The 14696-nt window shown below is 34.8% G+C and carries 14 protein-coding genes, 2 tRNA genes and 2 pseudogenes; 14 read left to right on the top strand and 4 right to left on the bottom strand.

From position 1 onward, the window contains the following. Position 1 precedes the first annotated feature (1 nt). Both AYC65_RS04040 and AYC65_RS04035 read left to right on the top strand, forming a co-directional pair. Positions 2–1369, top strand: coding sequence for a serine hydrolase domain-containing protein (locus tag AYC65_RS04040; protein WP_078674656.1), 1368 nt, complete (start codon positions 2–4; stop codon positions 1367–1369). 130 nt (positions 1370–1499) lie between these two features. Continuing rightward, on the top strand, positions 1500–1718 hold the full coding sequence (locus AYC65_RS04035) for a DUF4287 domain-containing protein (protein ID WP_034868184.1): 219 nt from the start codon (positions 1500–1502) through the stop codon (positions 1716–1718). A gap of 72 nt (positions 1719–1790) precedes the next feature. Here the strand turns inward: AYC65_RS04035 and AYC65_RS04030 are convergent. Further along, positions 1791–1864, bottom strand: a tRNA-Arg gene (locus tag AYC65_RS04030). 176 nt (positions 1865–2040) lie between these two features. Continuing rightward, positions 2041–2114, bottom strand: a tRNA-Arg gene (locus AYC65_RS04025). Between the two features lie 45 nt (positions 2115–2159). Between AYC65_RS04025 and AYC65_RS04020 the strand changes: the two genes are divergently transcribed. The 4 genes from AYC65_RS04020 (at position 2160) to AYC65_RS04005 (ending at position 6056) form a co-directional block, all read left to right on the top strand. Then, positions 2160–3206 carry an ABC transporter substrate-binding protein gene (locus AYC65_RS04020; RefSeq protein WP_034868185.1) on the top strand — a complete coding sequence of 349 codons (1047 nt, stop codon included), beginning with the start codon at positions 2160–2162 and terminating at the stop codon, positions 3204–3206. Positions 3207–3241: 35 nt separating this feature from the next. Beyond that, positions 3242–3853, top strand: a complete 612-nt coding sequence (locus AYC65_RS04015; protein ID WP_034868186.1) for a Pr6Pr family membrane protein — start codon at positions 3242–3244, stop codon at positions 3851–3853. 58 nt (positions 3854–3911) lie between these two features. Then, positions 3912–4721, top strand: coding sequence for a helix-turn-helix domain-containing protein (locus AYC65_RS04010; RefSeq protein ID WP_034868188.1), 810 nt, complete (start codon positions 3912–3914; stop codon positions 4719–4721). A 66-nt stretch (positions 4722–4787) separates the two neighbouring features. Beyond that, positions 4788–6056, top strand: a complete 1269-nt coding sequence (locus tag AYC65_RS04005) for an erythromycin esterase family protein (protein WP_034868189.1) — start codon at positions 4788–4790, stop codon at positions 6054–6056. Between the two features lie 88 nt (positions 6057–6144). On the opposite strand, the gene AYC65_RS04000 is transcribed toward AYC65_RS04005, so the two are convergent. Further along, a complete protein-coding gene (locus tag AYC65_RS04000; RefSeq protein ID WP_034868195.1) occupies positions 6145–6633 on the bottom strand; it encodes a nuclear transport factor 2 family protein in 489 nt (162 codons plus the stop codon). Between the two features lie 94 nt (positions 6634–6727). Here AYC65_RS04000 and AYC65_RS03995 point away from each other — a divergent pair, with 94 nt between their 5' ends. The 3 genes from AYC65_RS03995 to AYC65_RS03985 all read left to right on the top strand — a co-directional run bounded on the left by AYC65_RS03995 (position 6728) and on the right by AYC65_RS03985 (position 8452). After that, positions 6728–7135, top strand: a complete 408-nt coding sequence (locus AYC65_RS03995; RefSeq protein WP_059333795.1) for an Rrf2 family transcriptional regulator — start codon at positions 6728–6730, stop codon at positions 7133–7135. Positions 7136–7142: 7 nt separating this feature from the next. Beyond that, complete coding sequence (locus tag AYC65_RS03990; protein ID WP_200289580.1) at positions 7143–7790, top strand: NAD(P)-dependent oxidoreductase; 648 nt, start codon at positions 7143–7145, stop codon at positions 7788–7790. A gap of 119 nt (positions 7791–7909) precedes the next feature. After that, positions 7910–8452 carry an HdeD family acid-resistance protein gene (locus tag AYC65_RS03985; protein WP_234300241.1) on the top strand — a complete coding sequence of 181 codons (543 nt, stop codon included), beginning with the start codon at positions 7910–7912 and terminating at the stop codon, positions 8450–8452. 322 nt (positions 8453–8774) lie between these two features. On the opposite strand, the gene AYC65_RS03975 is transcribed toward AYC65_RS03985, so the two are convergent. Then, positions 8775–9305 carry a hypothetical protein gene (locus AYC65_RS03975; RefSeq protein WP_059333835.1) on the bottom strand — a complete coding sequence of 177 codons (531 nt, stop codon included), beginning with the start codon at positions 9303–9305 and terminating at the stop codon, positions 8775–8777. Positions 9306–9734: 429 nt separating this feature from the next. Here AYC65_RS03975 and AYC65_RS03970 point away from each other — a divergent pair, with 429 nt between their 5' ends. The 5 genes and pseudogenes from AYC65_RS03970 to AYC65_RS03955 all read left to right on the top strand — a co-directional run bounded on the left by AYC65_RS03970 (position 9735) and on the right by AYC65_RS03955 (position 14680). Continuing rightward, positions 9735–11429 carry an acyl-CoA synthetase gene (locus tag AYC65_RS03970; RefSeq protein ID WP_034866343.1) on the top strand — a complete coding sequence of 565 codons (1695 nt, stop codon included), beginning with the start codon at positions 9735–9737 and terminating at the stop codon, positions 11427–11429. Between the two features lie 288 nt (positions 11430–11717). Continuing rightward, a pseudogene (locus tag AYC65_RS21245) lies at positions 11718–11780 on the top strand (TetR/AcrR family transcriptional regulator); the annotation flags it as partial. Positions 11781–11816: 36 nt separating this feature from the next. After that, complete coding sequence (locus AYC65_RS03965) at positions 11817–12218, top strand: hypothetical protein (protein WP_236887503.1); 402 nt, start codon at positions 11817–11819, stop codon at positions 12216–12218. A gap of 16 nt (positions 12219–12234) precedes the next feature. Continuing rightward, positions 12235–13581, top strand: a pseudogene (locus AYC65_RS03960) (TolC family protein). A gap of 22 nt (positions 13582–13603) precedes the next feature. Next, complete coding sequence (locus AYC65_RS03955) at positions 13604–14680, top strand: efflux RND transporter periplasmic adaptor subunit (RefSeq protein WP_078674655.1); 1077 nt, start codon at positions 13604–13606, stop codon at positions 14678–14680. Positions 14681–14696: the final 16 nt, after the last annotated feature.

Below are 14696 nucleotides of genomic sequence, written 5' to 3'. Positions count from 1 at the left end.
TATGAAAAACCGTTCAAAACTAATATTTCTTATAGGAATTTGCCTCCTTCCTTTCAAAAGCTTTTCGCAAACCAAGATAATAGAAAAGAAAGTCAACTTAACGAAAAATCAGACCAATCTTTCCGATAAGTTATCAAAATATATGCAGGCTCAGACAGACGTGAATGGATTTGGTGGTACCGTTCTGATTGCCAGAAAAGACACTGTGCTTTTACAGGAGGCTTATGGTTTAGCAGATTACGAATGGAATATTAAAAACACAATAGACACCAAATTTCAGTTAGCATCGGTAACAAAGCAATTTACAGCAACTGCAATTCTTCAATTAGCAGAAAAAGGAAAGTTGTCACTTGATGACAAGTTAAATAAATTTTTCCCAGATTTCCCTAATGCCGAAAGTGTTACCATTCACATGTTGTTATCACATTCTTCCGGACTTGCTTTAGGGTTTAAAGAATTGGCTTTAAGCACCATATCAGCTGATTCCGCCTATAATGAGATAAAAAAAATACCGTATGAATTTTCGCCAGGAACTAAAAGTGAATACAGTAATATTGGGTATTATTTATTAGGTAAGATCATTGAAAAAGTATCGGGAGAAGAATATGCAGTTTTTCTGAAAAAAAATATATTTGAAAAAGTAGGAATGAAGAATACTGGAGTTAGTAATAATGATTCTATAATTCCGAAAAAAGCAAAAGTTTATTACCACACGGAAAATAAGTTAGCTCATAATCCATATATCAATTGGGGATTTAACATTGGACATGATGGTGTTTATTCGACCATTGAAGATTTGGCATTATGGGATAAGGTACTCTACGGGACATCTATTTTATCAAAAGATATGAAAAACCAAATGTTTACCTCCTATAATGAGCAAAACTTTGGATATGGATTTCTTATCAATCCTTTCTACAACCAAGGGCATAGATTAATTGCTCATGATGGTGGCTTTTTTGGGACAATGACTTCCTTCAACCGTTATACAGATGATGGTTTGTTTATCACTGTTCTTTCCAATAATCAGTCTCCGGCATATATGCTTGCATACGGATTAGCTGCAATATGCTTTGGTAAAGATGTTGAACTTCCATATCATCATAAGAAGGTTAAGAATAACCCGGCACTTTATAAATATTTTGAGGGCGATTATGAAGGTATCAAAATTCGTGAAAACAATGGAAAGCTCTATTATAATGACTTTGATACTGAATTATTTCCGGAGTCAGATCTTAAATTTTTCAGATCAGATGATGATAACATAACCGTTGAGTTTATTAAAGATTCCGAAGGAAAATACTCTACCATTAAATTGACTAAAGCCGGAGTCGCAGAAATACGAAAGAAAATATTTTCAAATAAATAATCATAATAAGTATTAATATAATTATTTAGCAACAATTCTACAAATAACATATTTATTAATTATGAATTTTATCTATTTTTGATAATACTTAAAAACATCATAAAATCAATCAACCAAAAACAAAATAAATATGTCCTTTCAAACTTATATTAAAAATATTGAAGAAAAAACCGGAAAGTCTCGCTCAGATTTTGAAAAAATCGCCCTTGAAAAAGGATTTACCGAAGATGGTAAAATCAAAAAAGGAATAAAGGCAACAGAAATAATCAACTGGTTAAAAGAAGATTTTGAATTAGGACATGGACACGCTACAGCAATGTATGCCTATATTAATGGAAAACGTGAATAATAGATATTAGTTTTTTATTAATATATGTCTATAAAACAAAATATCCCTTTCTATAGAGAGGGATATTATACGTGAGCGCGGGAGGAGTCGAACCCCCAACCTTTAGAGCCGTAATCTAACGCTCTATCCAATTGAGCTACGCACCCGTTTAAAGGTTTGCAAATATAATACTTTTATGCGATTATATGTACTATTAATCGACATTCTTAGTGATATTTTTTATTCTTAAATTAATTGATACATATAATTGGCTTTTGAGAATTTATCTTAGCCTAGGTATAATAAAAAAAGACCACTAAATAGTGGTCTTTTTCTTTCCGAGTGAGCGCGGGAGGAGTCGAACCCCCAACCTTCAGAGCCGTAATCTGACGCTCTATCCAATTGAGCTACGCACCCGTTTAAAGGTTTGCAAATATAGTACTTTTTTTCTTTCTTTGAAAAATGAAAGCACTTTTTTTAGCATCAGGTCTCGTTTTTTTTCTGTTTTCCTGTAAAAAAACAGAACAGAATTTTCCGAAAGAAGACACTCGGATTTCTCAACGACTTCATTTTAAAGAAGATAAAGACAACTTCCGAATTACCTCTGGAAAGTTCGATATTGAGCTAAAAAAATCAGTTTTCCCGTTAAAAAAAGTAATTTTCCTGAACTCAACACTTATCGGATATATGACCGAGCTTGGGTTAGAAGATAAAATTGTTGGAGTTTCCAGTCCGGAATATATATTTTCGGAGAAGGTTCAGCAGCTTATCAAGGCCGGAAAAATCCAGAATGTAGGATCCGAACAAAAATATGATGTAGAAAAAATACTGGTTTTAAAACCCGATGCCGTTTTCACCAACTACATCGCTTCATTCGAAAATACTTACGAGCTACTGAAGAAAAATGGCATTAAGATCATCTTCCTTGATGAATACATGGAACAAAAGCCCTTGGAAAAAAGTGCATACCTGAAACTATATGGAAGATTATTTGGTATTGATAAAAAATCCGATTCTCTATATAACCTTATCGAAAATAACTACAATCAACTAAAACTTCAGGCCTCTCAAGCAAAGGACAAACCAGAAGTTATTTGTAATGAGATGTATGGAAACCAGTGGTTCGTTCCGGGTGGGAATAGCTTTGCAGCACAATACTTTAAAGATGCCAATGCCAGCTATCCGTGGCAATCTTTACCTAATGAAAATTCGGTTCCATTGAGCTTTGAGGAAGTTTTTGCAAAATCTACAAAGGCTACTTATTGGGTAAATGTTGGAGAATATAAAAAGAAAAGCGAATTATTGGCCTTTAATCCGGTATATGCGAAACTTCACCCTTTCAAAAACGGAAAAGTATACAGCCTGTATGGCAGCGTAAAAAGCAAATCCAATGATTATTTTGCTTCCGGAGTAGTTCGTGCAGATAAAGTACTTCATGATTACGTGAATATCTTTCACCCAAGCCTGCTGAAAGACACGGCTATGGTATATATGAAGGAACTTAAATAAAATATATAATAAGACTAATCATATAAACCGTCCCAATGAAGAGAAATTTAGCTTTTATATTTGCTGCATTAGGATGGTTTGCTGTTATTGCACAATACTATCTGATGCTAGAGAACAGAACAACATCTGTTTCTGAAGCCACAATAAGGTTCTTCAGCTTTTTTACTATTCTTACCAACATACTTGTAGCTATTTATTTCAGCACTATCTGCTTTTCCCGAAACAAATCCGTTTCTTTAATCAATGCTGCCGGAATGCTTACATTTCTTACTATTTACATTACTGTAGTAGGATTAGTCTATCAGGTAGCCCTCAGACATCTATGGCATCCTCAGGGAATGCAAAAACTTGTTGATGAATTACTACATTCGGTTATTCCAATTTTGGTTATTCTCTTCTGGTATTTATATGAGGCTAAGAATAACTTAAAATTCAGTCAAACGATAAAATGGCTCTCCTATCCTCTCATCTATTTCATCTATATTCTTTTACGCGGAAATCAGTCCGGTTTTTATCCTTATCCTTTTGTTGATGTTTCAGTATTAGGATTTGCAACTGTTATCCAAAATGCACTTTTTCTATTACTCTTTTTTCTAGGGCTATCTTTGGCTTTTATTCTTATTGGAAAATGGCTGGATAAAAAATAGATTACATTTTATTAATTATGAAAACCTTCTTATATTTGGTGGCATTAGTAGCCGTTAAATGAAGATCGAAACAGAATTTTATAAACCAGACAATAATATCCTGAACAAGTATATTGAAGGGTTTTACTTTATTTCCAAACAGGAGATTGAAAATTCTTTTAGCTATCAAACCTTTCCAAATAATTACAACATTGTCTCTGCTTATCTGAATTCGGATGTAAAACTGGAAAAGGGTAAAATCACAGTTTCTTCTGCCGAGAACAAGTTTACTTCTACTCTTGTAAAAAAATATATTACGCCAATAGAAATTAAAGTCGATGCGATAGTGGACGAAATTACAATCTACTTTAAACCTGCTGGTCTCAATCATTTTATAGATGACATGTCTTCTCTATTTGAAAATGATTTTAGCTACTTCAATCCTTTTGGTGATTATGAAGCTGAAATGACGAAAATACTGCTCACCAGGGAAAGAAATATCCAGTTGGAGCTTCTGGAAAAGTATTGGATTTCAAAGCTTATTCAAAAAGATCTTACGGCTGTTGAAAGTTGGCTTTCAGACATCAATTCCACAATAAGTATAGAAGAAATCGCAGATAAAAATCAGATTTCAAGACAATATTTTAACAAAATGTTCCGGAAATATATAGGAAAATCTCCTTCTGAATTTCGGAAAGTTAATAAGTTTAGAAATTCAATTAGCCAGAAGAATAAGAATACCAACCTTATCGAATTATCCCTGGATGCTGATTTTTATGATCAGTCCCATTTTATCCGGAATTTCAAAGAACTCACCAAAGTAAATCCTGGTTCTTTTTTCAATAATGTAGACATCTCTAAAGAAAATATCTGGCTGTTTGAAGAATAGTTTCCATTTGTACAATTATAATAGTCTGGCACATTTTATTTTTGCCCAACACTATTATAAAACAACATGAAAAAGATATTTTTAGCACTATCACTTATAACCGGACTCATCTATATAGAAGCGCAGGATAATGCTATAAAAACAACAGAACTCAATTTAGCTAAAGATTATCTGAAAATAGCAGCACCAATAGCAAAAGAAATCGGGAATAACACCATTATAGGTCTTGGAGAAGGAACACACGGAACCAAAGAATTCAATGAAATAAGAGCTGCAATCTCTAAAAATCTGATCACCAAACAACATTTTAGTATCATATGCTTCGAATCTCCATATGGAGATATGTTCTATCTCAATAAAGCTGTTAACTCTGATGCGGATCTTAAAACAGCCATGAAACAATATCTCCTTTCTATATGGCAGACTAAAGAAATTGAAGAATTCCTATTATGGGTAAGAGACTACAATAAGAAGAATAAAAATCAGATTTTACTTTCCGGAGCCGATTTCAATTTCGTATCCAATTCTGTTAAGATTCTCGAAAATGAGTTTAAGAATAACGGCACGTTAAAAGCATTAACAAATGATTTACTGAATAAAGCAAAATATCAGGACGAGATGTGGAGTAACAGAAATGATAAAAACTTCCGAGTTGATATGCCGGCAGTTATAAAAAATGGAACACAGGCCTACAAATTAGCCCAGAATATTGAAGAAGCTGTAAAGAAAGATAATATTAGCCTCTCCACTGAAGCAAAATTGGCATTACAAAATATCAAGTTAGGTTTTACTGTGATGTATGAGGCCAGCAAACAAAATTATAATATTTCAAGAGATCAGATGATGGCGGAAATGGTTACTAAAACCCATCAGCTTTATGATAATAAGAAAGTTATAGTTATTGCTCATAATGGTCACATAGCTTTCACTTTCCCTTTTTCTGATGATTTAGGGATGGGTGGCTATCTCAAAAAGCAGTTTGGTGAAAAATATTATTCGTTGGCAACATTAACAGCATCTGGTACTTATAGTGCAACTTTGGATAATACAGACACCAATGACAACAAATATCAGGCATATCCACTCCCTGCCCCATTAAAAGACAGCTGGCAAAATTATTTTTCAGAATTTAAAAATGAAAATTTTTACCTGAACCTTAGAGGTAACAATGGAGGTCTGAAAGGAAATTTCTCTTTGGCTTTATGGGGGTACTTTTATCTGGATCCTGTAAAGTTTGAGAAAAATATATATACTTCTAAAATCAGTAATTTGAGTAATTACTTCGATAGTATTATTTTCCTCAGAAAAACAAATGCCTCTGAACATCTAAACTGATATCGTAAACTATAATTAACAAAGAAGGAGCCGAATCTTAAAGATTCAGCTCCTTTATTTTCTACCAGATATTACAAATATTTATCTACTAAAACATTGGATGTGCATTTGCAGCTTTTTTTGGAACATCTTCCTGAGCATCCCAATGTTCAACAATTTTACCATCTTTCATTCTGAAAATATCAATAGTCGATTTCAGGCTTCCGTCCTCATTTTTATTTTTTAGGTGTATAAAAACCAAATCTCCTTCTGCAGCAATATGCTGTACATCTATTTTCGTTTTAGGAGCTCCTTCAAACCATTTTGCAGCAGCTTCTTTAAATGCTTTTGCTCCGTCTGCTACCGTTGGATTATGTTGTATATATTCAGGTGCTATATACTGATCTACTGCTGACAAATCTTTATCTCCGAACATCTTTTGATAAAAATCTAGAACCAGTTGCTTATTTGCCGCGGCCTGATCTTTAGATTCGCTTGTTACCACTTCTTTAGTAGCAGCAGTTTCCTTTTTACTACAGCTTGTAAGGGCTACTACTCCCATTGCTGCCACTCCAATAATTAAACTTTTTGTACTCATTTTATTTTTTTTTCAAATGTATAAAAATATTCTGTAACAAAAAATATTACAGTTTAAAATATTTTATTACCTTTGTCTCATCATTATAATAAAAATGCTTAACAATTTAAGATTTGCAACAGCTATTCATATCCTTATCCTTCTGGAAAAAAATCCTGAAGTATGGATGAGTTCAGAATATATAGCAGGAAGCATAAATGTAAACCCTGTTGTTGTAAGAAAAGAAATAAAAAACCTGAAAGCCTTAGGTTATATACAGAGTAAAGAAGGCAAAGGCGGTGGTGCTAAACTAGCAACGGACGCAGAGAAAATTACACTTGCTGCAATATACCGCAGTGTAAGCGAGGATCAGAAAGGTAAACTAAACTCTCCAAATCCGGCTTGTCCCGTAGGAAGGCAAATCAACGAACACCTGACAGATCTCTACGAGGAAATAAACAAAAAAACTGAAGAAGTTTTAGGACAATACACATTAGAAAATTACAGTAAACAATTTAAATAAAAACATGATGAAAGTAGCAGTAATCGGAGCCACAGGATTTGTTGGTTCACATATCGTAAGCGAGTTAGCAAACAGAAATCACGAAGTAACAGCGATTTCCAGAAACACAAATGAAAACCAGCTTTCTGAAAATGTAAAATCTGTTGCCACAGATGTTACTAATACAGCACAATTAGCAGAAGCACTAAAAGGTAATGATGTTGTAATCTCTTCGTACAACGCAGGATGGACAAACCCAAATCTTTACAATGATTTTTTAGCAGGATCTGAAAGCATTCAACAGGCAGTAAAAGACGCTGGTGTTAAAAGATTAATTATTGTAGGTGGAGCTGGTAGCTTATTAATAGATGGTAAGAAAGTAGTTGACGGGCCAGACTTCCCGGAGGCATACAAACCCGGAGCAAAAGCAGCCAGCGACTATCTGGATATCATCCGTAACGAACAAAATCTGGACTGGACATTCTTCAGCCCTGCATTGGCTATGAATCCAGGGAACCCGGGAGAAAGAACCGGAAAATACAGAACAGGTCTGGATACTCCGGTATTCGATGCCGATGGAAACTCTTACCTGTCTGTAGCAGATACAGCTGTAGCCTTGGTAGACGAAGCAGAAAATCCTAAGCATATTAAAGAAAGATTTACAGCTGCTTACTAGGCGCTTTTCGATTCAGAATAAATAAAAAATCCTCAAATATTTGAGGATTTTTTATTTATTATTCCTAAATTAAGGCTTCAAAGGCACAAACAAATAATTTAAATTAAATTTATATGACTATGGACAATTACAACAACCCCGGTAGACTTTGGTTTCTTCCTCTTATCACAGGTATCCTCTTTATCGTTGTAGGAATCTGGATTTTCAAAACTCCAATGGAATCTTATCTTACACTTTCAATATTTTTCGCTGTAACTTTTCTGATTAGCGGACTGTTCGAAATTATTCATGCATTAAGCAATACCCATCTCCGCAACTGGGGCTGGTCTCTTGCCGGTGGACTTATCGACTTATTGTTCGGTATCATTATGATTTCATCTCCCCTACTGTCTGCTACTGTACTAGCATTATATGTAGGTTTTATTATTCTCTTCCGTTCTTTTATGAGTATAGGCTTTGCTCTTAACCTCAGAGAACTTCAGTCCAAATCATGGGCAAGCCCGCTGATCTTCGGAATAATAGGCGTTGTCTTCGCCATAATAATGATTGTTAACCCTGCATTTGGCGGTTTAAGTATCATTATCTATACAGCTCTGGCATTCATTCTTGTAGGCGTTGTACAGATTTTATTTGCCTTTATGATCAAAAAACTAAAAAGATAAACACTCTTTTTTTGAAATAAAAAATGAGATAACTACAAAGAGTTGTCTCATTTTTTATTTTTATAGCATATAGATTATGCTCTTTTTTAGAAATATCACTATTTCATCTTATATTTAAAAACATCTAAATAAACTGTTTTCCAACAATTATACCATACAAGGCTACTAAAAAAAAAATAGCTACAACTAATAAAGTAATAGGTTTATACCTGAACTCTATTCCTTTCTTTACTGCGTATTTGTAATAAAAAAATGTTCCTGCTAAATAAAGCCCGGTAAATATTAATATCAAATAATTAACGCTCATAATATATTCTTTAGTCTAATATTTCTGAACAGTTACATCAGTAATTTCATAACTGTAATCCTGTCCTTCATCTTTCATCGTTTCTTTACCTGTTTTATAGTCCTTTACCAAAGATTCTTTTTTCACGCCTTTATGAGGATAAACAATACGCCCTGTAATCTTTACTTTGTCAGAGGTTTTTAATTTATTCCCGTCTTTATCAAAGATAACTACATCAGATTGTTCAAATTTATTATCACTGCCGGCATTAATCAATACGGTATTCTTTCCCTCTCCGTAATTCATATGTATTCCGGTGATAACTTTATTTTTTGTCTGGATTATAAAGAAGTCATTATAAACTTCAAACTCCATGGAAATAGTATTTCCTGTTCTTGTTAAAAATGGTGCTTTAAACTTCCCCTCCAGCTCTATCACTTGTCCGTCATATGTATAACTGTTTTCTATTTCTTTGGATAGTTTTACACTTTTGTTGTTATAAAATACAACGAGAAGGACAAATACGACAATTGCCAGTGGAATTACTTTTGTTTTAATAGTTTTCATTTTGAATATAAATTTAATTTGGTGTTGTTTAATACAATAAAACTCTGCTTCATTCATATTTAACCTATTTAAAAGTCAAATAACTATTTCACAAAATTTTGATATAAGTTGATAAATATAAAACAAAATCTTGTATATACACTATCACCTGCCATTTATACTCAGATTCATCTAAGAACCAGTACTAGACTTCGACAGGCTCAGTCTGACATCTCTAAAGAAAGAGACTTTGAACAAGCAATGTCACTCTGAGCTAAACCTCTAATGAGCCAGTTTATAGTGAGCTTGACGAACTAAATTATCGAAGAGTATTAACCATAAAATTTAAACAGGCTCTAATTCTATAACAAACATTATCCAACTATATAGCATGGGAATTTATTTTAAATTCTTAAATTAAAACATTGAAAAACCAAACCAATTAACAATATGAAGGAGATCTTTTTAAAAGTTAAAAAACTTATTGAAGAAGAAGATTTCGCTGCACTAAGTGAAATAAAATACAATAAACCAGAAACCTTTAACTGGGTAAAAGAAATTTTTGAAGGTGTCCATTTACAGGAAAGACCGGAAAAGACAGCTTTACTGTGGACAGATGGAATTGATACAAAAGAATACAGCTTCCGGACACTGAGCAATGAATGCAATCAGATATTAAACTTTTTACGTAACAAAGGTGTTCAGCAGCATGATATTGTCCTGACACAAATGATGCTGGAACCTGTAAACTGGACAACCATTCTTGCTGTAATTAAAGGAGGTATGCAGCTGATTCCCGCAGCTGGTATACTTGGATCAAAGGATATTGCTTATCGTTTTGAAAAAACATTACCGGTGGTGGTTTTCGCTAATCAGGATAATGCATACAAAACCGATGAAGCCGAGAAATTAATTGGTAAACGTATAAAAGTCAAAATTCTGGTTGACGGTAATCGTGAAGGTTGGTACTCCCTGGATGATATTGCTCGGGAGAGTACTGAAGCCGAGGCTGCAAATACAGCTCCGGATGATACGTTATTCATGTTCTTTACTTCCGGGACTACAGGGTTACCCAAAATTGTATGCCATTCACAACTCAGTCAACCATTCGGGCATCTTACCACGGCATCATGGATTGGATTAAAAGAAAGTGATATTCATTACAATATTTCACAGCCCGGATGGGCAAAATTTTCATGGAGCAGCTTTTTTGCACCATGGAATATAGGCTCTACAATTTTTGCCTTTCATACCAATGAGCGTTTTAATGCAGCCAAAACATTGGAGCAAATACAAAAACATAGAATTACTACACTCTGTGCTCCTCCAACTGTTCTCCGTTTATTAATCAATGAAGATTTAGAATCCTATAACTTCAGCCTTCGCCAGTGCGTAGCCGCAGGTGAACCTCTGAATCCGGAGATTATTGAACAATGGAAATCCGGTACCGGAATTGTAATCAGAGACGGTTTCGGCCAAACCGAGACCAGTTGTATTGCAGGCAATCTTCCCGGAAATATTATAAAGTTCGGGTCAATGGGAAAACCTACTTTTATGTATAATGTGGTTATTGCAGACGAAAACGGAAAAGAGCAACCGTTGAATGAAGAAGGCAATATTTGTATAAAAATGGATAAAGGCGATATGAATGGCGTTTTCAAAGGTTATCTATATGCTAAAGACAAAGAAGAACAGGTATTTAAACATGGACTTTATTATACAGGAGATAAGGCTTATAAGGATGAGGACGGTTATATCTGGTTTATAGGCAGAGACGATGATGTAATTAAAGCTTCCGACTACCGAATTGGGCCATTTGAGGTTGAAAGTATTCTTATAGAACATGCGGCTGTGCTGGAAAGTGCAGTTGTTGGTTCTCCCCACCCTGTAAAAGGTTTTGAAGTTAAAGCTTTCATTATATTACAAGCCGGTATTCAGGCCTCAGAAGAATTGGCCGAACAGCTATTCAGTTTCTCGAAAGAACATCTTGCGCCCTATAAAATCCCTCGTATTATCGAATTTGTTCAGGAACTGCCAAAAACCATCAGCGGAAAAATCAGACGTGTAGAACTAAGAGCCAGAGAGTCAGAAAATAAGGCAAAAGGAATTATCGCTTCCCATGAATACAATTACCAGAAAAAATAGCGTCTTTTTGACAAGATTCCTTTTACTTGTAAAATAGCATTTAAAAAAGCTCCTTATACCCCATAAGGAGCTTTTTTATGACATTATTCACAAAAAATTAACACAAATTTTATAAAAAAAAAGATTTGACAATTTTGTTAAACAAAAAATTCGAAGTACATTTGTCGACGAAAATGTCAAACTATAATGTCAACTGAATCAAAAAAAGAAGACACAGAAGAATTAATCAAGAAAACTGCCATGCAGCTGTTTTTCGGGGAAGGCCATTTCAAAGCCACAACTTAGGAAATTGCGGATGCTGCGGGGGTTAACAGAACTTCTATCAATTATTATTTTAGATCACGGGACAATCTTTTCAAGGTTGTATTCGAAGAAGCTACAGAGCAAATGCATCAAAACCACAATGCAATTTTGCTTTCAGAACTTCCTTTCAAGGATAAATTAAGCCGTTGGCTGGATGATGAACTGGCATCTGCCCTGAAATATCCTTTTTTGGAAATTTATATTGTAACGCAGCTATCATCTGATAAATGTGCACACATGAAAGATGAAGAGCACGTAGAATCCATAACCAAAGTTCTGGAGAAAGAGCTAAAAACAGAAATAGAAAAAGGTACTATAAAACCAATATCAACTATTCAGTTCATGCTGAATATTGCTTCTCTTGTATCATTCCCTACCTGTATGAGACCTCTGCTACAGGAATCCTTCAAACTAAGTGACAGCGATTTCGAGCAGATCCTTAAGGAAAGAAAACAGGTGATACTGGATACAATATTTATTAATTAAGATAATAAACTAAAATATGAACAGAAAAAATAATGTACGTATTGCTGCATTCTTACTTATGCTGGGCGCTTTTCAGGCCAATGCACAGCAAACAGTAAGTCTAAAAAATGCAATACAGTACGCATTACAAAATAAGGCAGATGCCATAAAAGCACAGTTAAATGTCCGTAATGCGGAATATCAGATTGCAGAAGCCAAAGCCGGGGCACTACCTACTCTTACAGGAACCGGAGCGTTGAACTACAATCCTATATTACAACAAAGTGCATTGCCAGGAGAGTTTTTCCAGCGACCAGGAGAAATTGTTATGGTTCCATTCGGACAAAAATGGAATTCAAGTATCGGAGTAAACCTTCAACAAGCTCTTTTCAACTAACAAGTATTTATAGGACTAAAAGCTGCTAAGACTACAAAAGAGTTCTATCAGATCAACAAACAGCTGACAGAAGAACAGGTTATAGAGAAAGTTTCAACTGCGTACTACCAAGTGTTCTCCCAACAGCAAAAACTTGAAGCCGTACAAAGCAGCTATGAAAGTACACTGAAGGCAAGAAACATTATCAAAAGTCTTTTCGAAAACGGACTTGCAAAAAAGGTGGATCTGGATCGTACCAATGTAAACCTTACAAATCTGGAGACCAATCGTTCTCAGCTGAAAAATGCGGTAACACTACAGGAAAATGCTCTGAAGTTCTATATGGGTATGCCTATTGAAGAGCCAATTGCATTGGTAAAAGAGGATGTGCAGATTAATCCGCAGTTACTTACGGATCAGATCAACACAGATAACAGAACTGAGGTAAGAGTTTTGGAAAAAAGAAAGCAACTGCTTCAGTATAATGTAAAAGCAACACAGGCTGCTTACTATCCTACTCTTTCTTTAGTAGGAAATTATGCATGGCAAGGACTTGGTGCCAAATTCCCAATTGGGAACGGAAAAAGCCAGGGTGTTTACTGGACAGACTATGCTTCAGTAGGTTTATCACTTAATATTCCTATTTTCAACGGATTCCTGACTAAATCAAAAGTGGATCAGGCAAAAATTCAGTTAGAAACACTTGAACAGGACCTGAAAGATACCAAACTAAGTATGAGTCTGGATTATCGTAATGCCAAAGCACAAATAGAAAATAGTTTGGATGCTATTAAAAATCAGACGGCTAACATGGAGCTTGCACAAACAGTACTGGACAATACCCGTAGCAATTACCAATATGGGCTGGCAACTTTAACGGAATTATTGGACGCTGAAAATGCTTTAGTACAGGCAAAAAACAATTATTCCAATTCGCTTTACGATTACAAAGTTGCCGAAGTACAGCTTTATAAAGCTCAGGGTGAACTCTTAAACTTAACAAAATAATAAACTATTAAATTATAACAAAATGAAAATTGGTAAAACATTACTTTATATTCTCATAGCTGCAGGACTTTTGGGTGGTGGAGCCTATATCATTAGCAAAAACCAAAAGGAAACCAATAAGCAGACAGCAATTATTGCAAGTAGCAATGCTGAAATTCCTGTAAATGTAGTTACAGCTTCTTTTGAACATGTTAGTGCGGATTATTCTTCAAACGGAACATTTGCACCTTTACAAAATATGCAGCTTTCATCTGAAATTGCCGGAAAAGTAATTCGCGTTTTAGTAAAAGAGGGGGACTTCGTACACGCAGGACAAACTGTAGCAACGATTAAGAAAGATGCACTGGAGGTTGATCATTCTACAGCTCAGGCTGCTTATCAGAACGCCGTTGTAGACAATCAGCGTTACGAAAATGCATATAAAACAGGCGGCGTAACCAAGCAACAACTTGATCAGTCCAGACTTCAGCTAAAAAATGCTAAGAACTCATTAGATCAGGCAGGTATTAAGATTGGTGATTCCAATGTAAGAACGTTAATCAGTGGTTATATTAACAAAAAAACGGTTGAACCAGGTGCTGTAGTATCTACAGGAACTCCGCTTTTTGAGATCGTAAATGTTTCTAAACTGAAGTTACAGGTAACTGTGAACGAAAGTGAAGTAGCAAAATTAAGAATCGGAGATCAGATCAAAATAAAAGCAAGCGTTTATCCGGATAAAGAGTTCTCAGGCAGAATTACATTTATTGCTCCGTTAGCTGATGCTTCTCTTAACTTCCCTATAGAAATTACGGTAGACAACAATCCAAACAATGAGCTAAGAGCTGGTATGTATGGTACAGCTGTTTTTTCTGCTAAAGAAACAGGAACACAACATGCTTATATGACTCTTCCTAAAAATGCTTTTGTAGATGGCGTTAGCAACAACAAAGTATTTGTTGTACAAAAAGATAACACTGTAAAACTTACAAAAGTAGTAGGCGGAAGAATCTTTGGAGATAAAATAGAAATTATCAGCGGACTGAATGAAGGAGACAGAGTTGTAACCAGCGGTCAGATTAACCTTACCGACGGTACTAAAATTTCAGTTATCAAGTAAGCAGGCAGTGGCCACA

The sequence above is a fragment of the Elizabethkingia bruuniana genome, assembly GCF_002024805.1.
GTDB lineage: Bacteria > Bacteroidota > Bacteroidia > Flavobacteriales > Weeksellaceae > Elizabethkingia > Elizabethkingia bruuniana.
This window is presented reverse-complemented; position numbering and strand designations above follow the sequence as displayed.